We start from the raw sequence: 23,057 nt of genomic DNA, 5'->3' as shown, positions 1-23,057 counted from the left end.
AGGCAGGGATGGCGAGTCTCGAATCGGAAATGGTGGATGGTTCCACGCCGGAGACCACTCCGCTGGCGGCGGAGCATGGGCGCAAGCTGCCCCTGTCCGCCTTCACCGTGTTGGCGGGAGGGGACGTGTTCGAGTCGCTCCAGGGTCGGCCGCCCGCGCAGGGCGTGGGTCGGGCCCGGGCCTGGTTCCAGTCGAAGGTGACGGTGAAGGCCCACGGCGCGCCCGCCGGACTGCTCCAGCGGGTGGAAGGGGATGCCGTCCGGCAGCTCTCCGGCAACCTCCAGCTCATCGGCCGGCTGGAGGTGGCGCGGCCCGTGGAAGTGGACCTCATTCCGGAGGGACAGCCCCTCGCGAGGTATGGCTATCCCCGCTCCGTGTCTCCTCTCGCCGCGGGGCTGTTCTGGGTCAAGCCGGAGTGGGAGCGGGCACGCATCGCCTTGCGCCAGGACAAGCTCGGCTCCGAGCCCCATCTGGTGTTCCACGAGCTGGCGCACGCCATCCAGGGACTGGCCTTCACCCAGGAGGAGAATGAGCTCATCTACCGCACGCTCCAGCGCACGTACCGCGGCCGCGCTCGCATGGACGAGGTGTTCGCGCTCTACAGCGAGCGGGAATTCGTCCCCACCGTCACCGCGCACGACTTGCGCGCTCCGGGGGTGTACGGCATGGCGCGCCAGCGCTGGAACGAGGAGCACCTCTTCACCCGCTTCGTGCGCAACCTCTACTTTCCCTACAAGCCCCTGGCGGGTCCCGGTGCCGCGGGAGGGGGCGCCTCGTTCTTCGGTTGAGTCGTGGATCCAGGCGGTCCCCTGGCCGTCAAGCACCTCTCGGACGCGAGTCCAGCACATCCCTAGCTTGTACGCTGGCGGAGGAAAGGTGAACCCAACGCAGCGCAGTGGCATGTCGCGGGTATTGACGCGGGGCCCCCCCGTGATCGCCGCCCTCGTGATGCTACTCGGGGCCGTGGTGTTGATCGGTTGGCTGATCGACAGCGACCCGCTCAAGCAGGTGCATCCCGCCCTTCCGTCCATGGTGCCGCTCACGGCGGCGTCCTTGATCGTGGCGGCCGGGACGCTGGGGGCCTTGTGGGCCGGCCCCCGCTGGTACCTCTGGGCACGGTTCACCGCCGCGGGCGTGACCCTGTCGGGCGCCTTGATGTTGTTTCTCTACGCCCTCGAGAACACGGCGGCGGCCATCCCCTTCTCGGCCGCCCTCGCGATGGCGAGTCCGACCGCCGTCTCCTTCGTATTGCTCGGCGGCTCCTTGCTGTGCGCGAGCCTGACGGGTGGGCGCGCACGGGCCGTGGCTCCCTGGCTGGCGTTGATGTCGCTCCTGCCACCGCTCATCGCCCTGACGGGCTACGCCTTCCTGGATCGTCGCCTCTATGGGCCCGGCCCCCATGGCGGGACGGCCCTGCACACCGCGATGGCCCTGTCATTGCTGAGCCTCGGGACGCTCGCGTTGGATTCGAAATGGGGCTTCATGGGGGAGCTCACCACCTCCGCGGCGGGAGGCGTGATGGCGCGCCGGATGCTTCCCGCCACCCTGCTGCCACTGGCGATAGGCGCCCTGCTGGTTCGCCTGAACCGCGCGGGGCGGCTCGATTCGTCCCTGCAGGGCCCCCTGTTCGGCGTGATGATGATGGGGGCCTTCGCCGCCCTCATCTGGCGCAACGCCGTCAAGCTCAACCGCCTTCACGCCGAGCAGGTGAAGGCCGAGCGGCAGGCCATCGCCGAGGCCGAGCGCCAGCGCGCCCTGGCCGCCGACAACGCCTTGTTGTGTCGGGCCGCCGAGAAGGCCGCGCTGGATCGGGAGAAGGTGCTGGCCATCGTCTCGCACGATCTCAAGAATCCCCTGTCCGCCATCCGCTTGAGCTCCGCCCTGTTGGCCTCGCGCCTCGCGGGAACGCCCGGGGAGACGACCCTGGGTCGGCAGGTGGGCGCCATCGAACGCTCGGTGGAGCACATGCTCACCCTCATCCATCAACTCCTGGACGCGGCCCGGCTCGACGCGGGCCAGGCGCTCGTCGTGGCGCCCCAGCTCGCGCCCCTGGCTCCAGCGGTGGACGAGGTCCTGTCCCTCATCGAGCCGCAGGCCACGCAGAAGCAACTGCGCCTGGAGCGGCGGCTCGAGACGCCGCTCGACGCGTGGTTCGACCGGAACCGCGTCCTCCAGGTCCTGGCCAATCTGTTGGGCAACGCGGTGAAGTTCACGCCCCCGGGGGGCCGGATCACCGTGGAGACCCGGCGCGTCGGCGATGAGGCCTGGGTCTCCGTTCACGACACCGGCCCCGGCATCCCCGAGTCCCTGCGCGACCACCTCTTCGAGCGGCATTGGCAGGCCCGGGAAACCGCGACCCAGGGCAGCGGCCTGGGGCTCTACATCGCCCGGGGTCTCATTGAATCCCACGGGGGCCGGCTCTGGGTGGAAGAGGAGCCCGGAGGGGGCGCCCGCTTCACCTTCAGCCTGCCCATGCGCCCCCTCGCGGCCTGAGCGTCCGCGAGGGGTTCAGCGCTTCTTCCGGGCGCGAGGCGTGGCCGTCTCCGCCCCGAAGCCCACCACGCGCATCCCCAGGGACTCGGCCAGGCTCACCGCCGTGGCCATGGGGACCCGGGTGTCCTTGAGCCGGTTGCGCGCCGGATCCAGGACGAGGCCCACCGCCTGGGCGAAGTCCGTCCGGGTGAGGACGCAGCCGCGGAAGTTGCTGCCCGTGAGCTCCGTGCCCTCGAAGTCCGCGTCCGTCAGATCCAGATCGAAGAAGTTGGCCTCCTGGGCCGTGCAGCGCAGGAAGGCCGTCTTGCGCAGGCTCAGCCCCACGAACGAGGCATAGCGCAGCTGGGAGCCCTCGAAGCTCACCTCGGGGTTGGGTGACACGCTCGACCAGTCGATGCCCATCAACTTCGAGCCCTCGAAGCGCACGCCCCGCAGCGCCGCGGCGTCGAAGCGCGCCCGGGTGAGATCGCACCCGGTGAAGACGCAGTCCTCGAACTTGCACTGGCGCCAGTGGCTCTCCTGGAACTGACCGCGCTGGAACGTGCACCGGTAGAACTCCTTCTGGCGCAGCTCGCGCCCGGGCAGTTCCAGGTCGGCGAACGTCTCGTGCTCGAAGGTGTCCTCGTGCTCCAGCCGCCGCGCCAGCCGGGCTGCCTGCTCCGGGTCCATGGGGAGTGTGCTCACACGGCCTCCTTGTCATGGTGGCCGCCCGCCGGGAAGCGGAGACCCCGAGGCGTGGGGGGTAGGGAAACCACACACTGAAATCCGTGCGCCGGGCCCTTCCAGACCCCCGTAAAAACTTCCGGCCTTCAGGCCTAAGCATGGGGGACGTTGGATGCAAGCCCTTGTATTTACTGAGCCGCGTGCAGTTCGGGCCTTGGCATTCCTCTTGCTGAAAGCAAGGGCACGCAGCTTTCGCGGTCCACCCCACGCGCCTTCCCCGAGAGATACCACCATGACGCAGGCCTCCTCCGCCTTCTCCTCCACCGACTCCCTCTCCACGTACCTGTCGGAGATCAGCCACTACGCGCTGCTCACGGTGCAGGAGGAGCAGGCCCTGGCGCGGCGCTTCAAGCAGGGGGACCTGGCCGCGGGCCACCGCCTGGTGACGAGCAACCTGCGCTTCGCGGTGAAGGTGTCCTACGAGTACCGCTCCTACGGCCTGAAGATGTCCGACCTCATCCAGGAGGCGAACATCGGCCTGATGAAGGCGGTGCAGAAGTTCGACGCGGACAAGGGCATCCGCCTCATCTCCTACGCGGTGTGGTGGATCCGCGCCTACATCCAGAACTACGTCCTCAAGAACTGGAGCCTGGTGAAGCTGGGCACCACCCAGGCTCAGCGCCGGCTGTTCTTCGCGCTGGCCCGCACGCGCCGCGAGCTGGAGAAGCTGGGCTCGGGTGACGGTTGCATCGTGGACGCGGAGGAGATCGCCCGGAAGCTGAACGTGAAGGCCACCGAGGTGCGCGAGATGGAGCAGCGCATGGGCGGGCGGGACTTGTCGCTGGACGCGCCGGTGGGCGAGGAGGGCGACGCCACGCACATGGACTTCGTGGAGTCCGAGTCCGCTTCCCAGGTGGACGAGGTGGCCGACCGCCAGGAGGCCGACATGACGCGCGCCCGCATCCAGCAGGCGCTGACGCGGTTGGACCCGCGCGAGCGCTTCATCATCGAGCACCGGGTGATGGGCGACTCGGAGATGACGCTCAGCGAGCTGGGCGAGCACTTCGGCTTCTCGCGCGAGCGCGCCCGTCAGCTGGAGATCCGCGCCAAGGACAAGCTCAAGGCCGAGCTGCTGTCGCTCATGGCCGAGCGCGAGCAGGACGCCGCCATCGCCGGATAGCGGCTCCGCTCCTTCCCTGGGGGCCGTGCTCGTCACGGCCCCCGTCGTGCTTCAGTGCCGCCAATGGCTCGGCGGCACCCGGTAGAAGTTCAAGAGCGGCGCGACCTCTCGCACCTCGGGCCCCGTGGGCTTGGGCTGGGGCGTGCCTGAAAGAACTTCAGCCATGCTGATCAGGGGGGCCACCTTCCAGAGGCGGCGCAACTCCTCCTCGGTGACCTCGCCCAGCCACTCACCGCGCTCCTCGTCCACCACGGGCAACTGCCGCACTCCGTGCTCTTGCATCACCCGGAGCGCCGCCATGATGGTGTCCTTGGCGAACAGCATGACCGCCTGTGCCACCTCCTGCTGCTCCTGTTCCCGCCCATCCATGATTCCGGCCTCCCTACAATCGATCTACCTGGACTGAAGTCCTAGCAAGGTGCTTGCCAGGAAAGTCCGGCTCTGTCCGGGAAGACGTGGCCGCTCCGCGCGTGGGCTAGCATGGGGGCGCTTCCCCCCACCGGGAGGAGCGGAGGAGGACGCACGGTGAGGGTGATGGCGTGGTTGTACCGTCTCAATGGGCACTTCGCGGGACGGCTGCTGACGACGGGGGTGGCCATCGCCGCCACCTTTCAGCCCTATTTCTGGATCAACGACACCCTGCCGCCGCGCTTCGACTTCCTCACGTCCCTGGACACGGCCATTCCCTTCCTGCCGTGGACGTACGCTCTTTATTCCAGCTTCTTCGCGCTGCTGCTCGGGGCGGCGTGGCTGCTGGACGGGCACGAGTACCTGCGAATGCTCGGAGCGGTGCTGCTGGCCAACGCCGTGTGCTACCTGGGCTTCATCCTCTTCACCGCGCACTACCCGCGGCCCCCGCTGGACAGCATCCCCCCGGGTTTCTGGCGGGAGCAGTTCCGGCGGATGCATGCCTCGGACAACGCGGGCAACACGTTCCCGAGCATCCACGTGGCCACCACCATGCTCGGCGCCCTGCGCCTGCGTCACCACCGGGGCGGCGCGCTGTGGATGCTGTGGGCGGTGCTCATCTCCTTGTCCACGTTGACGGTGAAGCAGCACTTCCTGGTGGATGTGCTCGGGGGGCTCGCGGTGGCCTGGGGCGTCCACGCGGTGTGGTTCCGCCGGAAGGCCTCGGCGCCCGCGCGGCTCGAGCCGGCACCCCCCGTGGAGGTCCGGCCATGAAGGAGCCCCTGTCTCCACCGCCGCCTCCGGGCCGCCTCAACGTCTGCCTGGCGCTGGGCATCATCTCCGGGGGCGTGGGGCTGCAGTGGCTCGCCTCCCGGGTGGAGAGCGACGGGGCGCTGCTGGCGCTGGGGATCGCGTTCTCGTTCCTCTTCCTGCCGCTGTACTCCCTGCTGCACGAGGCCGAGCACCGCGTCTTCCACGCGAACGCCTCGGTGAACGAGGCCTTTGGCGTGCTGCTGGCCGCCTTCTTCCCGGGGCCCTTCACCTTCCTGCGCGCGTGCCACCTGGGCCACCACCGGCGCAACCGCAGCGACGCGGAGATGTTCGACCTGTACTACCCCTCGGACAACCTCGCGTGGAAGCGGGTGTACTTCTACTTCCTTTATACGGGTGGCTTCTGGGTGGCCGTGCCGTTGGCGGTCGTGTCGATGCTGGTGTGGCCCCGGCTGCTGCGGGGCCAGGTGCTCAAGGATCCGTCCACGGTGGCGATGCTCAACGGCATCCCCGAGGGCTTCTTCCGCCGCATCCGGTGGGAGTGCGCGGGCGTGGTGCTCCTGCACGCGGGGCTCATCCTGGGCCTGGGCCTGTCCCCGGGCCGCTATCTGTTGCTCTACCTGCTCTATGGGGTGAACTGGTCGGCGCAGCAGTACATCACCCACGCGGCGAGCCCCCGGCACGTGCTGGACGGAGCGCACAACCTGCGCGCCGCCCGGCCCTACGAGCTGCTGCTGCTGCACTTCAACTGGCACCTGGCGCACCACCAGCACCCGCGCGTGCCGTGGCTGTACCTGCCGCGCTACGACGATCCGTCGCGCGAGCGGCCGGGCTACCTGACGGCCTTCCTGCGCTTCTGGCGCGGCCCCCGGCTCACGGAGCGGCGGGAAGCTGATCCGGATGCGTGGGCACGCGAATCTCTCCGGAGATGATCTTCGCCTTGAACGCCTGGAGGGCGCGCAGCGCCTCGTCCTTGCCGGGGAAGTCCAGCCGCACGGGGGCGTAGGTGATGCCCCCCTCCTTCAGGCCCAGGTTCTGGTCGCCGCCCTGGAAGGTGCCCGCCAGTTGATCCCTCACGGCCTCGTACACCACCAGGTCCACGCGCTTGACCACCGCGGACAGCACCGCCTTGGGCGCCAGGTGCGAGGGATCCGAGTCCACGCCAATGACGTAGACGGTCTTGCCCTCGTCACGCGCCTCCTTCACCGCCTGGATGGCGCCCAGGCCGTCCACGCCCGCGGCGGCGAAGATGACGTCCGCGTCCTTGGCCAGCAGATCCTGTCCCACCTGCTTGCCCAGGGCGAAGTGGGTGAAGCCTCCGGTGTAGCTGGCCATGAAGGTGGCCTTGGGGTGGGTGGCGGCCAGGCCCGCGCGGAAGCCGGCCTCGTAGCGCTTGACGAGGGGAATCTCCATGCCGCCCACGAAGCCCACCTTGCCCGTCTTCGTCACGAGCCCCGCCAGCGCGCCCACGAGAAAGCAGCCCTCTTCCTCGCGGAAGACGACGGTGCGCACATTCGGCAGGGTGTAGGGCTTTCCCTGGGGGGTGAGCAGGGGGCTGTCCACCAGCAGGTAGTTCATGGAGGGGTTGCGCTTCGCGGCCGTCTCCACGGCGTTCTCCATCAGGAAGCCCACCGTCAGCGACAACGGCACGCCCTGGTCCGCGAGCAGTTGCAGGTTGGGCTCGTAGTCCTCGGCCACGCGGCTCTGGATGACGAGTGGCGTGACGCCGAGCGCCTCCATGGGGCTGCCGCGCCGGGCCAGGTCCTCTCCGAGCGAGCCCTGGAGCGATGCCTGGCGCTCCTCGGGTGACAGCGGCCGGTAGGCGTCTCCCACGTACTTCACGCCCGAGGCCCACTCCTCCAGCCCGCGCAGGGCGGAATCATTGAAGGACTGATCCCCGCGTCCCCCCAGGCTCAGGACGATGCCCACCCGGGGGGGCCGGGCCGCGGAGTCCTCCTGCTCCTTCGCGACGGCCGGGGACGGAGCGGGTGCCGCGGGGGACTCTTCCTTGCGGCTCTTGCAGGCCGACAGTGAAGAGAGGGCGAGAACAAGACCGAGGACGGGCAGGCGCATGGACCCGTCCTAACACGTCTAGGTACCGGTGCCGTCGGTGCGCATGCGGTTGAGCCGGTCGTAGTGGCGGTAGCCGAGTTGATCCAACGCGCTCGGGGGCGCCAGACCGATGTCCACCAGGGTCTTGATGTCGTACGTGCCCGCGAGCACCGGGGGGGCGTAGTTCTGGATGGCCTCCGGGGTGCGGAACCTCGTGAGGGGGAAGAGCACGGTGCTCGTGTGCACGTGCATGAAGTGGGCGGCGGACTGCCGCTGCCAGCCCGGCACGCCCGGCGCGGTGATGACGTGCGGGGTGGCGAGGAACGTGCCGCCGGTGAGGATCTCCAACTGCTGGCCCACCTGCGCGACGATGCACCCGGCGGGAGCCGTTCCTCGCACCATGCGCCCCTTGGGCTCCTCGGGGGTGGCGCGGGTGCGCAGGTACAGCCCGCTCTGCTCATCCGGCTTGGACGCGGGCCGCGCGTTCGGATCCAGGAAGCGGCCTCCGGGCAGGAGCGTGAGCAGGTTGAAGTCCGTGTGCTCCTCGCCCCAGAGGATGCCCGTGTTCACCTGGGAGGGTTTGAGGGGCAGGTATTGCAGCGCGCGCGTGACGTGGGGACCCCGTTCGCAGAAGCCGGTGAACGCCGCGTCAGGCAATCCGAGCGCCATGGCGGCACCGCGCAGCAGCGCGAGCCCCGCCTCGTGGAGCGCTCGGCCCAGTGTCATCAGTCCTTCCTGGAAGTACGGCGGCGCGTCCGGCGGCCAGAGGTTCTCCGGGTAGAGGCTCGGGAACTCGAGCGCGGAGCTCTCATCGGGCGGGTAGGGCGCGGCGAAGTAGCACTCCTTGAAGTCCGGCTGACCGTTGCCCGCGACCGCCACCTCGGTGTTGGGGGGCGTCCAGCCCCGCTGGTACCAGAGGTCCGCGCGGCCATAGGGCTTCTTGGCCTCGGTGGGCCAGGAGATGAACTGGCCGAAGGCATCGTAGAAGCGCTCGAGCGCCGCGGCGTCGACCCCGTGGTTCTTCACGTAGGCGAGCCCGAAGACGCCGAACGCCTCCCGGATCGCCGCCGCGCCGCGCTCGACGCGCGAGGGATCATCCGAGGAGAGGTCACCGAGGTCGACAGTGGGAATGTTCATCGAGGTCTCCGCCATGGCGACCCCAGGTGTACCGCGCCTCGCCTCCTGGCGGAATACGCTCTCCGTGGGCCTCGTCCGGAAGCGCCCGCCGGGTTTCCCCTACCGGGTGCCAGACGGGGATGGGACGCCGATGGGTTGTGAGCCCAGGGAATTGGGGTCGGACTGTTGCAGCGGGGTGTTTGGGATGGTGAGGGGCTGGTTGAACCCCTGCTCGAAGGAAGAGAGGCCCGGCGTCATGGTCGAGGTGCCCAGGCTGTCGTTCAGCGGCGTCTGGAAGGTGAAGGAGGAGCCGCTGCCCAAGGGCTGCTGGAGCCCGTAGCTCCCGGTCATGGGCTGCTGGAGCCCGTAACTGCCCATCATGGGTTGCTGGAGCCCGTAGCTCCCAGTCATGGGTTGCTGGAGTCCGTAACTGCCCGTCATGGGCTGCTGGAGCAGGGTGCTTCCCGTCTGGGGTTGCAGAAGCGAGTTATCGCCGCCGGGAATGGGCTGCTGGAGGGAGGGGTCCGGCTGCTGGATGACGCTGCCCTCCTGGGCACTGGCCACTCCCGCGGATGCCGCCACGAACGCGACTGCCAGAATGCTCTTGCGCATGGGATCGCCCTTCATGCCGAGGCGAGTGGCCGCCCGTGGAAGCCCTCGCCCACGAAAGGCCCTCGCGGTCATGAAGAAGAGGTAGCCACGGGCGGAAAGGCGGAGAAGCTTCCGGGCGGCTTCCTGGATTCGGACAAGCGGCTGCCTGGAGGCCGGGCTCACCTGGGCCAGATCGTCACGGCCCGGGCGCTCTCCGAGCGCCAGAGGAGCTTCCTGCCCCGGTACAGCCGGGGGTGGCCTCCGGAATCGGCGAGGGAGAGGAGCAGGAACGCACCCTGGGTCTGGAGCCGGGTCAGATCATTGGCGCGGTAGTCGAAACCAGGCAACGCGAGCGCCTTGCCTCGCTCCACCTTGCGCAGCAGACCGGTGGCCAGCGCTTGCTCGCCGTAGGGGACGCCCCAGATGGCCAGGGTGGTGCCGCCATTCACGAGCAGGGACCACTCGCCGTCGGGCTGCTCCGGGGTGAGCGGGTGCAGTTGATCGAGCAGCGCGTCGCTTTCGATCTCCACGGGCTCGAAGCGAGGGTCCAACGCGCGGCTCGACCGCTCGCCCAGCGTCGCGCGGAGCGCCAGCACCCGGGTCCCGGCGGCCTCGGTGGTGGCCTTCATGTCCTGATGGGACCAGGCACCGTCGCGCCAGACGAAGGCATGGGCGAGCAATGGGCGTCCGCGGCCATCCAGCTCGAAGGAAATCCGCGCGCCGTTGAACTCCACCCCGCCGGCCCGCTCCTGCTCCGGCGTGAGCCGCTGGAGGGTGAGTCCGAGCAGCCGGCCCGTGGCATCGAAACCGAACTCGACGAGCTCGCCCGAGCCGGGCAGCGCCAGCTCCTGGGCCGTTCCCGCGTTCACGTCCACGAGGAACAACCGGTCCCGGAAGGCGGGGGAGGGGAAGGGTTCGGGGAAGGTGGGCCGGCCCGTGACGGGCGCGCTGACCGCGCCGCGCCAGAAGCGGACCGCGCCGCGCCGGCCGTCGTGGCTCAAGGCCGTGGCGCCGCCCTGGCAGCCCGCCGCGAGCCGGGCGAGTACCTGGCGCGCCTGGGTGAGGGGTTGGAACCGGACCCACTCACAGCCCTCCGCCGAGGGCTCGAGCAGCGACAGGGTGGGCTCGCTCGTGGAGGGGGCGGACGCGCGGGCGGGGCCCCGCTCCTGGGCGAGCACCGTGAGCGGAACGAGCAGCAGCGGGAGGAGTTTCACGGACGCTCAGATGTTCCAGCGCACCATGCCCTGGAGCACGTTCTCGATCTTCCCGGGGATGAGGTAGCGGTTGAAGGCGAACTGGTACTCGGCACCCAGGTAGATCTTGCCCGGGGTGAAGTGGACCAGCTTGCCGAAGTCCCACAGGAACTCGGGCTGGGCGAGGAAGAAGCGGTTGCCGCGCGTGCCCGCGAGCGAGCCAATGCCCTCGCCCTCGCCGAAGAGGCCCGTCTGGAAGAAGCCGAGGAAGAGGAAGTCCTGCTCGGCGATGGAGAAGGATTTCTGCCACGCGAGGCCCACCTGCAGGTCCACGCCCCGGTAGCCCCAGTCATCGCGAATCACCGTGGTGGCCGTCACGAAGTCCATGCTCGGCACCCGCAGGTCCCACTGCAGACCGTAGTAGTGGAGCATGCCGAACTTGCTCACGTGCTCCATTTCATACTTGAGCGAGAGGTTGAGCAGGGGGCCCCAGTCGAACTTCCGGCTGAGCGCCTGCTCCGCGATCGTCTTGGGTGACACCGCGATGGTGATGCCTCCGAAGAAGCCGCCCTTCTCGTTGGGGCTGGCCGTCGGGGCGTTGGCGGCGTTGAAGGGGCCGGTGATGTCGTAATAGAGGAAGACGGACCCGTACTCCCATTGCTGGAAGGCCTTGATGGTCAGCGTGGTGCGGGCCCCGGCGCCATTGAAGTCCTGGTTGAAGCAATCCACGGCGCCCACATAGCGGCCCGTGTTGTTGATCTTCGCCTTGTCGCCCGTGAGGCAGGGCGCTCGCAGCAGTTCGAACCAGACTCCAGCGAAGGCGCTGGACGACGTCAGCAGGACGGCGAGCACGGCGAAGAAGGACAGCGGACGACGAATCATGGCGTTTCCCTCGGACTTGCACGCTCTTCTTGAGGAGAGAGAAGCGCCTTCGTCAAGTTTTGGGCCGCCATCTTGTTGCGGGATGCATCGATGTGGAGCGGAGCACCCGGACGGAGGAGCGCTCGGGGGAGGGCCAGGGCCCGGTCCATTCCAGGGGATTGACGCATGCCTCGGAGGGAGGCTGGCGGACCTGCTTCCCGGAATGCGCTGGAGGGGACAGGCTTGATCCAAAGTCCGAGAGGGAAGATTTGAAGAGGGGTGAAGGGAGAACAATCTGTTTCAGGCAAAAGGGGAGCGTTCTTCCAGAGGGCGCTCGCGCGAGGAGCGCCCCGGGGAGGGGAACTGACTGATGACGGACCCACGAAGCCGAGGAGGTGGAGGCAGAGGAGGCCGGAGCCGGGCGCTGGCGGGCGCTCAGGCAAGTACGGCCAGACTCTCCGGCAGCACCGCCAGGCCCAGCAAGCCCTGGTAGAGCACTTCCTGGGTGCGAGCGTAAGAAACGAGCCTGCCGTCTTTTGGGGGCAGGTGCGTGCGCACCAGCGCCAGCAGATTGTAGGCCAGCAGCCTCAGCCAACTGAGCACCACGGGCGCCTGCCCACGCAAGCTGGCCGAGCCCGTGTCTTCCTCCAGCACGACGTCCGCCGTCCAGTTGGGCCCATTCTCTATTCCCCAATGCCCTCTCACCAGCGTGAGCATCTGCTCTCCCGACAACTCCCCGCCAGGTACGGACGTTATAAACAGCCGTGTCTCCACCTCGGGCAACTTCCCCTCCCGCTCCCGCGTGCTGCGCACCCACACCCATTGCCTCGCTTCTGGAAACTCTTCTGTCTCGGGCACTCGTGTCGCTCTCAGCTGCCGCTCCACCCACTCGCCCCGCGCCCGCTCTCTCACCGTCACCTGTACGGGTGCTGTCCCCAGCGCCACCCACATCACGTCATGCAAGCGCTGGAAGTTCTCCTTCACGGCGAACACATAATGTTTGCCTGCCTCTCTCACCGCTCTCGCGTTCGCCGCGCTCGTCAGCCCCGCGTCCCCCGTCACGTACTTGAAGTGCTCTCCATACTTCTCCACCACCCGCTTCAGCAGCTTGGGGAAGGCCGTCGCCTCTCCTTGCTTGCCCTCCAGCATCATCTGGTCGAGCACCGGGCACGCTCCGCTGCTGGTGAGCGCCGCTCGCAGCGCGAAGGGGTACCAATACTCTTGCCCCTGCTCGTCTCTCAGTGTGTGACATGGCTCACAGGGCGCTTGTCCTCGCGTGCTCTCCCCCGCCTTGCCGTCAATCGACACCACTCCCGCCGCCATCCTGTCCTGACGCAGCACTCCCCGCTCGAGCGCCGTCCGCACCAACTGCCGCAGCACCTTGTCCAACCCCTCGGGCTTGAGCTCACTGAGCAGTCTATCCAAGGTCGTGTCCGACACCGGTCCGCGCAATCCCACTGGCCCTGTCCCCTCGCGCACCAGGTCCGCACCCAACGCCTCTACCTGTCTCAGCACTCTTCTCCCGGTCGCCAGCCCTTGCACCAGCAGCGACAGCATCGCCCCCAACTCGTGCCTCTTGCCGCGGCTGGCCCTTGGGTCCACTATCTGCTTGAACGTTACTCCCAACCGCGTCAACATCTCCTGCACGGGCGAGGCGTCTTCTCTCTTGTGTCTCCTCGCTTCTCCTTGCTTCTCAGGGGGTGTGGAGGGCCCGCCAGCTCTCCCGCCCCGGTTTTTCTCCCTACCCACTTTCACTCTCCACCGGCCTCAACTGGCCCGCGTCCTGCCTGTTTCGGGCTCGTGCCACGCGATCAGCCCCGCGCTGCTCGCGCCACCTTGTCCCGTCCGCGAGCACCTTACCTCGTCCGTAGGTCCAGGTGGGATAACTTCTCCCGTGGGACTTTGAATCAAGCCTGGCTGGAGGGGATGTTTGTCCAACACAACAGACGCCTGCTCCTCGGGGCCTGTCAGCGTTTTCCTCACCGGCGCGCGAGGAGGTATTTCCTGAACATTTGTTCGAACCTTCGAACCTTGACATTTTGACAGGGAATTGCAAGCCTGCGGCCGGATAACATAGACGAATTTCTTGCCCAGGATTGGCCCCACGCCACATGTCGAATACGACCATCCGCTTCGCCAACAAGAACGCCGCGCTGTTCGTCGATGACGTCAAGGCGCGCGTGGCCGCGTACTTCGAGGAGACGGGCCGCTCACGCAACGCCGACCGGCGCATGCTGTTCAAGACGCTGGTGCTGTTGGGGGGCTCGGTGGGGGTGTACGCGGCCATCCTCAGTGGCGCCTTCGGGCCCTGGGCGATGCTGGGCCTGTCGGTATTGCTCGGAGTGGGCATGGCTGGCATTGGCTTCTCGGTCGCGCACGATGCCCTGCACGGCGCCTACTCCGGCAACGCGCGTGTCAACCGGTGGCTGGGCTATACCTTCGACCTGGTGGGCGCCAATGGCTACATGTGGAAGATCACCCATAACGTGATCCATCACACGTATACGAACATCCCAGGGGTTGATGAGGATTTGACGGTCTCGCCGCTGTTGCGGCTGAGCCCGGGAGCGCCGCGGACCCCGATCCACCGCTGGCAGCATGTCTATTGTTGGTTCGCGTATAGTCTGTCGACGCTCAACTGGGTCTTCGTCAAGGACTATCAGCAGTTCTTGAAGCGAGACATCGGGCCCTACAAGGACAAGAAGCACAGCCGGCGCGAGTGGACGATCTTGGTCGCCTCGAAGCTCTTCGCCTACTTCTGGATGATCGTGCTTCCGCTCGCCGTGCTCCCCATCACCTGGTGGCAGTTCGCGGTGGGGTTCCTCGCGATGCACCTCACGGCGGGCATCATCCTCGGGGTCATCTTCCAGCTCGCCCACGTCGTCGAGGGCATCGCCTATCCGGCTCCGGATTCGAGCGGGCAGATGGAGCACGCGTGGCTCGTGCACGAGCTGCACACCACGTCCAACTTCGCCGCGCGCAACAAGTGGCTCTCGTGGTTCATCGGCGGGCTGAACTACCAGATCGAGCACCACCTGTTCCCCCAGGTGTGCAGCGTCCACTACCCGGCGCTCTCGCCCCTCGTGCGCGCCGCGGCCGAGGCCCACGGCATTCCCTACAACTACCACCCGACGCTGCGCGCGGCCATGGGCTCGCACTACGCGATGCTCAAGCAACTCGGCAGGGCCCGGCCCACGCCCGCGGTCCCCCCGGTAATGGACCCTGGGGGGCGTGCTGCCCTGAGGTAGACTGGCGCGCGGCACGTCATCACGGACAGACGCGCCGGGGAGCCGTCACGTGAGACGTGTTGTCGCGAAGGTCGTGTGGGTGGGGATGATGCTGGGCTTGTTCTCTCCGTCCATGGCCCAGGCCAACTTCCTGTCCGATGGCCGGTTCAGCGATGAGTCCTACTTCAATCCCGGGCTCCTGCTGGGGGCCGCGGTACGCGACGGGCGGGTCGCGAGCGCGCTCGGCGCGGAACTCAGCCTGCACCATTTCACCCAGGACGGGACGGGCATGGGGGCTTTCGGCCAATGGCAATGGATGGCCTTCTCGTCCCACCGCTTCTGTGCCGGAGGTCAGGTGACCTCCCCCGTGTATCAGGTGCTCGGGCTGGAGTTGGGCGTGGCGCACGAGACGGGCGACGCGCGCCACGCGGGGACGACGAGCGTCCATGTCGCGCCGTTCTTTGGCTACGGGGTCGCGACGTTGAGCCTGCGCTTCGGGATTCCCTTTCACTCCTTTGAGTCCCCCCTCCCCAGGCGTGGTTTCGAGGCAGGGTTGAACCTGGCGCTCAAGTTTCCGAGCCCGGTGGCCACCCACCGGAAGTGAGCGCGGCCCGCTCAGTCGGGCCGTGCCGCGGGGCCGCCCTGTGGCGCCTCGGCCACGTGCCCGACCAGTGCCTCCACGTGGGACTCGCGCAGGCGCAGCAAGGGCCCCGGCATCAGCCCACCCACCACCATCAGGAAGAACAGGGCGAAGACCGCCCAGCGCTCGCGCGGCAGCATGTCCTCCACCGTCTCCACCACGGGCGCATGGCCATGGGCGGGCGTGCCCAGGAACGTGCGGTGGAAGGAGCGCAGCAGGGTGACGCCGTTGATGGCGGTGGTGAGCAGCAAGGGGAGCGCCACCAGGGGATGGGCGCCCAGGATGCCGTGCAGCAGCAGATCCTCGCCCACGAAGCTCAGCGTCCCCGGGAAGCCAATGCTCGCGAAGCCCATGAGGAAGAAGAAGGCCGCCAGCCGCGGGGCACGGCGCACGAGTCCTCCCAGCCGCGCCATGTCCGCGGTGCCGGTACGTGCCTCGATGGCCCGCACCACCAGGAGCAGGCCCGTCAGGGCGATGCCCGCCGCCACGCTCTGCAGGAGCGCTCCGGCGATGCCCTGCGTGTTGCCGAGCGCCAGGCCCGTCAGCAGCAGCCCCGACTGGCTCACCAGCAGGAAGCCCACCACGCGGCGCAGATCCGTCTGCGCCATCGCCAGCACCGAGCCATAGAGCGCGCAGCACAGGCCCAACGCCCCCAGGGCCGAGCCCGCGCGGCTCCACTCCTCCGGCAGCAGCGGGATGACCACGCGCACGAGCAGGTAGAGCCCCGCGTGGGCGTTCACCAGCAGCACGCTCGCTCCGAAGGGACCGCGCGCCACCAACACGGGCAGCCACGAATGGAAGGGCACCACCGCCATGCGCACGCAGACCGCGAGCATCAGCAGGGCGAAGAGGGGCAACCGCCAGGACTCCGGCAGGCCCCGCTCGGCGAGTTCCCGAAGGCCGAACGGCGCCTGGGCCCCGGCGCTCCAGCCCGCCACGCCCACCCCGAGCGTGACCAGCAGGAGAGGGAGGGTGCCCGCCACCATGTACGCCCGGAAGGTGCGCAGCGTCCGTGCCTCGGAGGGAGCCTTCGCGCTCCTCCAGATGAGCTGACCCACGGGCACCAGGATGCCGACGAAGAAGACGAGCATCAGCGCCAGGTCCTCGGCGCAGAAGAAGCCCAGGGTCATGCTCTCGGTGAGCAGCAGCACCCCCAGGGTGGCCCGGTCCAGGTCATGACGCGGCCCGGCCGCCACCAGACCCAGCGTGAGCAGCGCGATGAGCGGCAGTGCGAGCACGCTCATTCCATCCACGCCCAGGCGGTACACCATGCCGAGCCCCGGCACTCGGAACCAGGACTCCTCCAACTGCGGCCCCACGGCCGAGGGCTGGAAGAGGAGCAACACCCCCCCGGTGACGGCCAGGGTGAGCGCCGCCACGCCCAGGGCCACCCGTCGCAGCCGCTCGGGCTGTCGCACCTGGAGCAGCGCCGCGGCACCCAACGCCGGCAACACCACCAACAACGAGAGAAGAGGGAGCGTCCCCATCACACGACTCCTGTCGACTGACCACTCGGCGCCCGCTCCGGTGCCGTCGCCGGCTCCTCGGCCGAGGGCGTCCATCCGCTCAGCGCGCTCATCCACCGCTGCTCCATCGAGTCCAGCCACCGCCCCGCCCGGAGCAGGGGCCCCATGGCCCAGCGCTCCTGCATCAACTCCAGCGAGAAGCGCTCGAGGGCCAGGCGGTAGACGCGCCGCGACAGTCCCTCGGGCAGGAGCCGGTGTGCCACGGCGACCCGGGGAGGCGTGGCCGTGCGCAGGGCCGCGCGCCGTCCCAGCACCTCGCGCAGCGCCGACGGTGCCCGAAGGAGTTGCAGACACCGCAGGCACGCGTGCGCCACCAGGTGCACCAGTGCCAGCTCGTAGAAGCCCAGTCCCACCTCGGCGAACATGAGCCCCACCTGGCTGAGGACACCGTAGGCCAGCGCGCTCTTCACGTCCGTCTGGACGCGCCACACCAACGTGGCGTGCACGGCCGTGAGCAGGCCCACCCCCACCAGGGCCGCGCTCGCGAGGGGCGCCCGCTCGAGCAGCGGGGCCACGCGCAGCAGCAGGTAGACGCCCGCGTGCACCGACAGGGCGCCGTAGAAGAGCGCGCTGGAGGGCGTGGGGCCTTCCATGGCGCGCGGCAACCAGCTGCTGAAGGGCAGCTGCGCCGACTTGCCCATGGCCGCGAGGAGCAGGCACAGCGCCATCACCGTGGCGGGCGCCACGCCGAGCGCCACCGCGGGCCCCGGCCAGGGCCAGGAGCCGAGCGCTTCGGCCCACTCGGCCGTCCCCGCGAAGTGGTGCAGTAGCACCGCGCCCACGAGCAGTCCCGTGTCACACAGCCGGTAGATGGTGAAGGCCCTCAGTCCCGAGCGCACCGGCGTCGTGCGCTCGTGGAAGAAGCCGATGAGCAGCGCGGAGGTGAGTCCCACCATCTCCCAGCCCACGAAGAGCAGATCGATGCTGCCGCTCTCCACCAGCACGAGCATGCCGGTGGCGAACACGCACAGCAGCAGGAAGAAGCGCGCGAAGCCGGGCTCGCGGTGCAGGTAGTTCACCGAGAAGCGGCCGATGAGCAGGGTGATGGCGCTGGAGAGCACCATCATCGTCACCGACAGCCGATCGATGAGCAGCGTCAGGTCGAAGGCGTAGTGGCCCACGGAGAACCACTGGCCCACGTCCAGCTCCACCACGTCCTGGTGCATCCACATCATGCTCGCCGCCGTCATCACCGAGCAGCCCAGTGACAACCACAGCGCGCCCAACACCCAGCGGACCACCGTGCGCTCGCCGGGCGCGCGGTGCATGAGCATCACGCCGCCCAGCGTCACGAAGGCCAGCAGGGGCCAGAGGGGGGCGAGGGCGGCGACCCACCCCATTTCGAGGTTACTGACGTGCATGAACGGACTCTCCAGAAGAGGAGGGGCGCTGAGGTTGCTGATCGATCAGCGCCGGAGGCAGGAAGTCGCGCTGCCCGCGGTACCACTCGGGCGAGGAGGCCACCACGGGCAGGGCGGCCGGGGGCGGGGTGACGGGCTCGAAGCCCCGGGGCGTGAAGCGCATCTGCGCGCCCGTCACGGGATCCACGCTCACCAGCTGCACCCATTGGTTGCCGATGAGCTCGCGCAGCGAGGGCTGGCGCTCGTAGATGTCGCCGAGCACCTGGACCGAGGCCTCCACGATGATGAGCAACCGGATGGGCTCGTGGATCTCGATCATCTGCCGGGGCAGACCCGTGCGCAGATCGCTCTCCACCCCGTCCATCACCCCGAGCATGCTGGTGAGGTTGTGGGGCAGCTTGGTGCCGCAGCCGTAGCGGTCGTTGTCGATGCAGGAGAAGTAGTACTCCAGGTTGATGCCCGCGCCCACGGGCCCCGCGGCCGCGAGGATGCGCTCGGCGATGGCGCCCGAGGGATCGAGCGTCGGATCGTACGAGATGAGGAAGGCGCGCCGGTCCAGGAACAGGCCCCGGGAGAGCGAGCGCCGGCCCACGATGCAAGTGGCGTTGGTGACGTGACCCAGCTCCGGACGGGCCTGGCTCAGGTCCGCCGAGCGCTCCTCTACGTGCCGCAGCGCCGCGGCGGGGGTCAGGCTCAACGGCGCGGACTCGAAGCGTCGGCAGCGCTCGTGCGCGGACAGCATGCGCGCGGTGTCCAGGGCCTCGCGCAACACGGCGAACTCCGCGTGCAGGGCCGGGGGGATGGCCTCGGTCTCGTAGAGCTCGATGTCATCGGTGGTGGTGTTGTGCTCGCCGCCCACGAACCAGGTGGTGTCGGGGATGTGGATTCCGCGCTCGCGCAACCGGACCCGTACCTCGGGCCGGTTGGCCATCTCCGCGAACAGGCGCGCGTTGGGACCGCCGTGACGGCCGCCACAGGCTCCGCAGTCATAGGCGGACTGGTGGGGGTTGTTGACGCTGATGGCGCCATGGCCCAGCACCACCACGAGCGGCGCGAAGTCCTTCACCAGGCCCAGGTTCTCCAGTGAGGTGGCCACGCGCGCCGCCTTCTCGGCGACGGTGAACCCCAGGGGCTTCTGGGCGGGCGAGGCCGCTGTCGGCTCCTCCGCTTGCTCACGCAGACTCACCAGCCGCGTGCGCGGAGCGGGGAGCAGCTTCCGGGCGAGCCCCCGCCGCATGCGGCTCACCGCGCGGGGAAAGAGGACTTGCAGGGGCAACAGCAGCGCGGAGATGACGCCGAGCAGGGGCGTGAACAACCAGCTCATCTCCAGCGCATGCGAACCGCCGTGCACCCAGTGCTCGGTGTGGGCTCCGAGGGCGCGCAGCCGCGCACGGGCCGCGGCCAGGTGGCCGTGATCGGGATGGGGCCGCTCCTCCACCACGTGCCCGGGGGTGACCACCACGGGGCACAGCGCCGCATGCCCCTCGTCATCCAGGCCGAGGTAGTCCATGGCCACGCCAAAGAAGCCCGCGATGCCGAAGGTGTCGTGCCGGGAGTCCAACTCCTCGAAGTGCCGACGGATGGACTCCTCTCGGTCATCCATGCAGAAGATGAGCTGGAAGCGGGGCGCTCGCACCGTGCGCGCCGATTCCGGACGCAGCCGGTTCTGCGCGAGTCCTTGAAGCACGTCCATGCGGTAGTGGTGCTCGTAGGCCTCCTGCCACACGCGGCGGCGCGCCTGCGCATCGAAGGCATCCAACCACGCGAGCAGGGCCTCGCGCCGGGCGGGCGGGAAGCCCGCCACCTCCTGGGCGGACAGACCCGCGAGCTGGAGGAGCTGGAACAGGCGCCAGCTCCCCTCTTCCGCCGGGCGCTCCAGGGCGCGGGGGCGATGGGTGGCCGCGTGTTCCGCGTGCGCCAGCAGCCCCGAGAGGGGGCCCCGGTACTCCAGGCGCCGCCGGGCCACGGTGCGCAGCGCATGGCGCTCCAGGGTGAGCCGGACCGCGAGGAAGTCCAGGAGGCTCGCGGGCGGCGAGCCCGCGGGGCGGTCCGCGGGGTTGTGCTCCAGGCGGTGGATCATCCCCGCCCACCCGGGCAGCGCGAGCAGCACCCGCGTCAGGTAGGGCTCCCATTGCGTCTGGGGCACGCCGAGCTCATCGAGCGCGGCGAGCACCACGTCCCGGGCGGACAGGTGGTTCGCGGCCGACCAGGCCAGCTCCGTGTCGAGCCCATCGAGCCAGTCCGGCAGCAGGCCGCCGCTGAGCGTCAACGCGCGCCAGGCGGCGTACAAGCCCCGCTCCCGCTTGGGCAGGGTCCAGTGTGAAACGCCCTCGTCCAGGTAGGCCGAGCAGGTGCGGATGAGCTGGGGGTTGACCCACTCGTTGATGTCCTCTCCCGTCGCGGCGCGCAGGGCCTCGCGATGACCGCGCACCGCCGTGGGGGAGGCGGAGGGCCGCGCCTGCGTGGCCGCGAGCACGGGCGCGCGGCAGGCGGCCCACAGGGCACTCACCGCGAAGCGCTCGGCGTGGCGCTCCAGGCGCTCCTTCAACGAGCGCAGGCCTCCATCCCCTCCAAAGGTGGCGGCCAGGGCGCTCGCGGCGAGCGACACCTCCGCGCCCAGCCAGCCCTCCACGGTGAGGCGCGTGGGCGCGTGGTCCAGCCGCCGCTGGACCTGGGCGACATAGGCGTCCGTCAGCGCGTCCGGAATGCCCAGCCGGCGCAACGCGTCCCGCCGGGGCAGGGCTCGGCCGGGTTCCGCGGCGGCCGCGCGCACGGTCGTCTCCATCGAGGGCTCGAGCAGGAACCCGGCCAGGTCCGTCATCGTCCAGTCCCGGCCCACCCGGTCGAGCCCTTCGCGCACGCCCTCGGTGGAGCGGCGCAGGAAGCGCTGGCGCGTCGCCTCCGGCATGTCCGGCCGCGGCGTGTACGTCGCGGCCAGTTCACTCATCCTCCAGCGCAGCGAGGCCACCGTCTCCTCCGGCACCGGGTGCAGGAGCGCGAGCAGTTCCAGGTCCAGGCGCGACAGCGACGGCGGAGCGAATTCCTCGGCTCCCTTCCCCGCGTCCCGCTCGGCCAGGGCCGCCCTCAGGTCCGTGTCGTTGATGCGCCCACGCCGGTACAGCTCGCGGTAGCGCGACTCGGGAAGGTAGGTCTCGGTCTCGAACGTGGCGCTCGCCGCGGCCAGCGCCTCGTGGAAGGGCAGGTGCTGGAAGGCGTGCAGCGTGTTGTGGTGGACGAACACGCCGATGGGGCCCTGCGCCGGGAGCAGGTGGCCCGCGTGCGCCAGCACATCATCCAGCCGCTGGCCGCGGTCCGTGGAGGAAGAGGGGGATGGAGAATGGCTCATGAAGAAAGTCCCAGCGAGCTCTTCGCGGTCTTCTTCTTGCGCGCGGAAAGAGGATGCGCGGACAGGCTCTTGTGTTGCTCGAGTCCGCGCACGTGCAGGTGCCGGCCCTGGCGGGAGAACTCGCTCTCCAGCTCGTGCAGCCGCTCCATCACCGTGTGGTCCACGAGCTTCGTCTCCGTCAGATCCACCTCGACGTGCTGGACCTGGGCGTGACGCGCGAGCTGCTTCTTGAGCTTGAGGAAGTTGGTGAACACGGCCGCGTGGCGCACGCGCAGCACCACGTGGCCCGCCTGGTGGGTGGTCTCCTCGATGTTCGGCTGGAAGAGGCCGGAAAGGGTCGCTCCGTTGACCAGGTGCACGAGCGCCTTGAGCACGATGCCCGCGGCCACGCCCATCAGCAGATCCGTGGCGAGCGTCACGCCCACGGTGAAGGAGAAGATGGCGAACTGCTCGGCCCCGATGCGGAACGTCTTCACGAACTCCTTGGGCGAGGCGAGCCGCACGCCCGCGAAGATGAGCATGGCGGCGAGGGCGGCGAGCGGAATGCGGTGGATGAGCATCGGCACGAACGCCACGAACAACAGCAGGAAGGTGCCGTGGAAGAAGTTGGAGAGGCGGCTCTTCGCCCCGTAGTTGATGTTGGCCGAGCTGCGGACGACCTCGGAGATCATCGGCAGGCCCCCGAGCAGGCCGGCGATGAGGTTGCCCACGCCCGTGGCGAACAAGTCCCTGTCCAGGTCCGAGCGGCGCTTCTCCAGATCCATCATGTCCATGGCCTTGGCGGTCAGCAGCGACTCGATGCTGCCCACCAGGGCGAACATGACGATGTACTTGATGGAGGTGGCGGTGAAGACGGCGGAGAAGTCCGGGAAGGTGATGGCCGACATCAGGTTGTTCGGCAGGTTCACCAGGAACTTGGGGCCCACCGAGAACACGTCATGCGAGAACGTGAAGGTGTGCTCGTGGTCCAGGTCGAAGTAGAGCCCCATGGGCACCGCGAACAGCAGCGCCAGCAGGGGGCCGGGCACCCGCTTGAGCACCGCCACCCGCTGGGCGATCGCCTGGTGACCAAAGAGGATGACCAGGCTGATGACGCCGATGAAGGCGATCTCCGGGTTGAGCTTCATCACGCTGTGGGGGATTTCCGCCAGGAGGTGCAGGGTCTCCTTGGCTGTCGGCGACACGCCCAGCAGGACGTGGACCTGCTTGGCGCAGATGATGATGCCGATGGCGGCGAGCATTCCGTGCACCACCGACGAGGGGAAGAAGTCCCCGAGCGAGCCGGTGCGCAGCAGGGCGAAGACGATCTGCACGGCCGCGCCCACCACGATGGTGGCCAGCGCCCGGCGGTAGCCCAACTGGCCGTCACCCCCGCCCAGCTCCGTCACCGCGCCGAGCGCGATGACGATGAGGCCCGCCGCCGGTCCCTTGATGGTCAGCCGGGCGCTGCCCAGCCAGGAGGACACCACTCCGCCCACCACCGCGGTGAGGATGCCGGCCACCGGTGGAAAGCCGCTCGCCATGGCGATGCCCAGGCACAGCGGCAGGGCGATCAGGAAGACGAGGAAGCCGGACACGATGTCGCTCTTCCAGGTCGACGCGCCGGAAGTGGGTTGAGACTGCATGGGG

Annotated in this window: 19 protein-coding genes; 7 read left to right on the top strand and 12 right to left on the bottom strand. The window is 68.9% G+C overall.

Annotated elements, in window-relative coordinates:
* Positions 1-8: 8 nt before the first annotated feature.
* Positions 9-788: a hypothetical protein gene (locus tag MEBOL_RS05205; RefSeq protein WP_095976376.1), complete on the top strand. Its 780-nt coding sequence runs from the start codon at positions 9-11 to the stop codon at positions 786-788.
* Positions 789-876: 88 nt separating this feature from the next.
* Complete coding sequence (locus MEBOL_RS05200; RefSeq protein ID WP_157774771.1) at positions 877-2,493, top strand: sensor histidine kinase; 1,617 nt, start codon at positions 877-879, stop codon at positions 2,491-2,493.
* A 15-nt stretch (positions 2,494-2,508) separates the two neighbouring features.
* On the opposite strand, the gene MEBOL_RS05195 is transcribed toward MEBOL_RS05200, so the two are convergent.
* The gene (locus MEBOL_RS05195; protein ID WP_342747740.1) at positions 2,509-3,177 is read right to left on the bottom strand and encodes a pentapeptide repeat-containing protein; all 669 of its coding nucleotides are present in this window, start codon (positions 3,175-3,177) and stop codon (positions 2,509-2,511) included.
* Between the two features lie 271 nt (positions 3,178-3,448).
* Here MEBOL_RS05195 and MEBOL_RS05190 point away from each other — a divergent pair, with 271 nt between their 5' ends.
* Positions 3,449-4,336 carry an RNA polymerase factor sigma-32 gene (locus MEBOL_RS05190; protein WP_095976373.1) on the top strand — a complete coding sequence of 296 codons (888 nt, stop codon included), beginning with the start codon at positions 3,449-3,451 and terminating at the stop codon, positions 4,334-4,336.
* Positions 4,337-4,387: 51 nt separating this feature from the next.
* On the opposite strand, the gene MEBOL_RS05185 is transcribed toward MEBOL_RS05190, so the two are convergent.
* Positions 4,388-4,705, bottom strand: coding sequence for a CBS domain-containing protein (locus MEBOL_RS05185; RefSeq protein WP_095976372.1), 318 nt, complete (start codon positions 4,703-4,705; stop codon positions 4,388-4,390).
* Positions 4,706-4,870: 165 nt separating this feature from the next.
* On the opposite strand from MEBOL_RS05185, the gene MEBOL_RS05180 reads away from it, so the two are divergent.
* The gene (locus tag MEBOL_RS05180; protein WP_170115451.1) at positions 4,871-5,518 is read left to right on the top strand and encodes a phosphatase PAP2 family protein; all 648 of its coding nucleotides are present in this window, start codon (positions 4,871-4,873) and stop codon (positions 5,516-5,518) included.
* Positions 5,515-6,447, top strand: a complete 933-nt coding sequence (locus MEBOL_RS05175) for a fatty acid desaturase (RefSeq protein WP_095976370.1) — start codon at positions 5,515-5,517, stop codon at positions 6,445-6,447. Before MEBOL_RS05180 ends, MEBOL_RS05175 begins: the two co-directional genes overlap by 4 nt.
* On the opposite strand, the gene MEBOL_RS05170 is transcribed toward MEBOL_RS05175, so the two are convergent.
* From MEBOL_RS05170 to MEBOL_RS05145, 6 genes are all read right to left on the bottom strand, one after another.
* Complete coding sequence (locus MEBOL_RS05170; protein WP_095976369.1) at positions 6,389-7,588, bottom strand: BMP family lipoprotein; 1,200 nt, start codon at positions 7,586-7,588, stop codon at positions 6,389-6,391. The two genes, MEBOL_RS05175 and MEBOL_RS05170, sit on opposite strands and share 59 nt — an antisense overlap.
* An 18-nt stretch (positions 7,589-7,606) precedes the next feature.
* Positions 7,607-8,719: an isopenicillin N synthase family dioxygenase gene (locus MEBOL_RS05165; protein WP_095976368.1), complete on the bottom strand. Its 1,113-nt coding sequence runs from the start codon at positions 8,717-8,719 to the stop codon at positions 7,607-7,609.
* A gap of 84 nt (positions 8,720-8,803) precedes the next feature.
* Positions 8,804-9,295 (bottom strand): hypothetical protein, encoded by a 492-nt coding sequence (locus MEBOL_RS05160; protein ID WP_157774769.1) that lies wholly within the window; start codon positions 9,293-9,295, stop codon positions 8,804-8,806.
* Positions 9,296-9,453: 158 nt separating this feature from the next.
* Complete coding sequence (locus MEBOL_RS05155) at positions 9,454-10,488, bottom strand: hypothetical protein (RefSeq protein ID WP_245919470.1); 1,035 nt, start codon at positions 10,486-10,488, stop codon at positions 9,454-9,456.
* A gap of 6 nt (positions 10,489-10,494) precedes the next feature.
* A complete protein-coding gene (locus tag MEBOL_RS05150) occupies positions 10,495-11,349 on the bottom strand; it encodes a hypothetical protein (protein WP_095976366.1) in 855 nt (284 codons plus the stop codon).
* Positions 11,350-11,763: 414 nt separating this feature from the next.
* Positions 11,764-12,966 carry an ISAs1 family transposase gene (locus tag MEBOL_RS05145; protein WP_245920009.1) on the bottom strand — a complete coding sequence of 401 codons (1,203 nt, stop codon included), beginning with the start codon at positions 12,964-12,966 and terminating at the stop codon, positions 11,764-11,766.
* Positions 12,967-13,439: 473 nt separating this feature from the next.
* On the opposite strand from MEBOL_RS05145, the gene MEBOL_RS05140 reads away from it, so the two are divergent.
* Together MEBOL_RS05140 and MEBOL_RS05135 are read left to right on the top strand one after the other, a co-directional pair.
* Entirely contained in the window at positions 13,440-14,576 is a 1,137-nt protein-coding gene (locus MEBOL_RS05140; protein ID WP_095976364.1) for a fatty acid desaturase family protein, read from the top strand.
* Between the two features lie 49 nt (positions 14,577-14,625).
* Positions 14,626-15,159: a hypothetical protein gene (locus MEBOL_RS05135; RefSeq protein WP_157774768.1), complete on the top strand. Its 534-nt coding sequence runs from the start codon at positions 14,626-14,628 to the stop codon at positions 15,157-15,159.
* A gap of 11 nt (positions 15,160-15,170) precedes the next feature.
* Here the strand turns inward: MEBOL_RS05135 and MEBOL_RS05130 are convergent, their stop codons facing one another.
* Genes MEBOL_RS05130 through MEBOL_RS05115 form a run of 4 tightly spaced genes read right to left on the bottom strand, consistent with a single transcriptional unit; the run spans position 15,171 to position 23,053 of the window.
* A complete protein-coding gene (locus tag MEBOL_RS05130) occupies positions 15,171-16,682 on the bottom strand; it encodes a complex I subunit 4 family protein (RefSeq protein ID WP_157774767.1) in 1,512 nt (503 codons plus the stop codon).
* Complete coding sequence (locus tag MEBOL_RS05125) at positions 16,682-18,082, bottom strand: NADH-quinone oxidoreductase subunit 5 family protein (protein WP_095976361.1); 1,401 nt, start codon at positions 18,080-18,082, stop codon at positions 16,682-16,684. Before MEBOL_RS05125 ends, MEBOL_RS05130 begins: the two co-directional genes overlap by 1 nt.
* Positions 18,069-21,428: a DUF2309 domain-containing protein gene (locus MEBOL_RS05120; RefSeq protein WP_095976360.1), complete on the bottom strand. Its 3,360-nt coding sequence runs from the start codon at positions 21,426-21,428 to the stop codon at positions 18,069-18,071. The genes MEBOL_RS05125 and MEBOL_RS05120 overlap by 14 nt, the downstream gene beginning before the upstream one ends.
* A complete protein-coding gene (locus tag MEBOL_RS05115; protein ID WP_095976359.1) occupies positions 21,425-23,053 on the bottom strand; it encodes a SulP family inorganic anion transporter in 1,629 nt (542 codons plus the stop codon). The genes MEBOL_RS05120 and MEBOL_RS05115 overlap by 4 nt, the downstream gene beginning before the upstream one ends.
* Positions 23,054-23,057 lie beyond the last annotated feature (4 nt).

The organism is Melittangium boletus DSM 14713 (genome assembly GCF_002305855.1).
Classification (GTDB): Bacteria; Myxococcota; Myxococcia; order Myxococcales; family Myxococcaceae; genus Cystobacter; species Cystobacter boletus.
Note: the sequence above shows the minus strand (reverse complement) of the source record. Positions and strands in the feature narration are given on the sequence as shown.

Excerpts from the sequence above, each read along its gene's own strand:
- MEBOL_RS05205 (WP_095976376.1), top strand. The coding sequence starts at position 9 with ATGGCGAGTCTCGAATCGGAAATGGTGGATGGTTCCACGCCGGAGACC.
- MEBOL_RS05150 (WP_095976366.1), bottom strand. The coding sequence starts at position 11,349 with ATGATTCGTCGTCCGCTGTCCTTCTTCGCCGTGCTCGCCGTCCTGCTG.
- MEBOL_RS05165 (WP_095976368.1), bottom strand. The coding sequence starts at position 8,719 with ATGGCGGAGACCTCGATGAACATTCCCACTGTCGACCTCGGTGACCTC.
- MEBOL_RS05120 (WP_095976360.1), bottom strand. The coding sequence starts at position 21,428 with ATGAGCCATTCTCCATCCCCCTCTTCCTCCACGGACCGCGGCCAGCGG.
- MEBOL_RS05160 (WP_157774769.1), bottom strand. The coding sequence starts at position 9,295 with ATGCGCAAGAGCATTCTGGCAGTCGCGTTCGTGGCGGCATCCGCGGGA.
- MEBOL_RS05130 (WP_157774767.1), bottom strand. The coding sequence starts at position 16,682 with ATGGGGACGCTCCCTCTTCTCTCGTTGTTGGTGGTGTTGCCGGCGTTG.
- MEBOL_RS05180 (WP_170115451.1), top strand. The coding sequence starts at position 4,871 with ATGGCGTGGTTGTACCGTCTCAATGGGCACTTCGCGGGACGGCTGCTG.
- MEBOL_RS05140 (WP_095976364.1), top strand. The coding sequence starts at position 13,440 with ATGTCGAATACGACCATCCGCTTCGCCAACAAGAACGCCGCGCTGTTC.
- MEBOL_RS05115 (WP_095976359.1), bottom strand. The coding sequence starts at position 23,053 with ATGCAGTCTCAACCCACTTCCGGCGCGTCGACCTGGAAGAGCGACATC.
- MEBOL_RS05190 (WP_095976373.1), top strand. The coding sequence starts at position 3,449 with ATGACGCAGGCCTCCTCCGCCTTCTCCTCCACCGACTCCCTCTCCACG.
- MEBOL_RS05185 (WP_095976372.1), bottom strand. The coding sequence starts at position 4,705 with ATGGATGGGCGGGAACAGGAGCAGCAGGAGGTGGCACAGGCGGTCATG.
- MEBOL_RS05170 (WP_095976369.1), bottom strand. The coding sequence starts at position 7,588 with ATGCGCCTGCCCGTCCTCGGTCTTGTTCTCGCCCTCTCTTCACTGTCG.
- MEBOL_RS05125 (WP_095976361.1), bottom strand. The coding sequence starts at position 18,082 with ATGCACGTCAGTAACCTCGAAATGGGGTGGGTCGCCGCCCTCGCCCCC.
- MEBOL_RS05175 (WP_095976370.1), top strand. The coding sequence starts at position 5,515 with ATGAAGGAGCCCCTGTCTCCACCGCCGCCTCCGGGCCGCCTCAACGTC.
- MEBOL_RS05145 (WP_245920009.1), bottom strand. The coding sequence starts at position 12,966 with ATGTTGACGCGGTTGGGAGTAACGTTCAAGCAGATAGTGGACCCAAGG.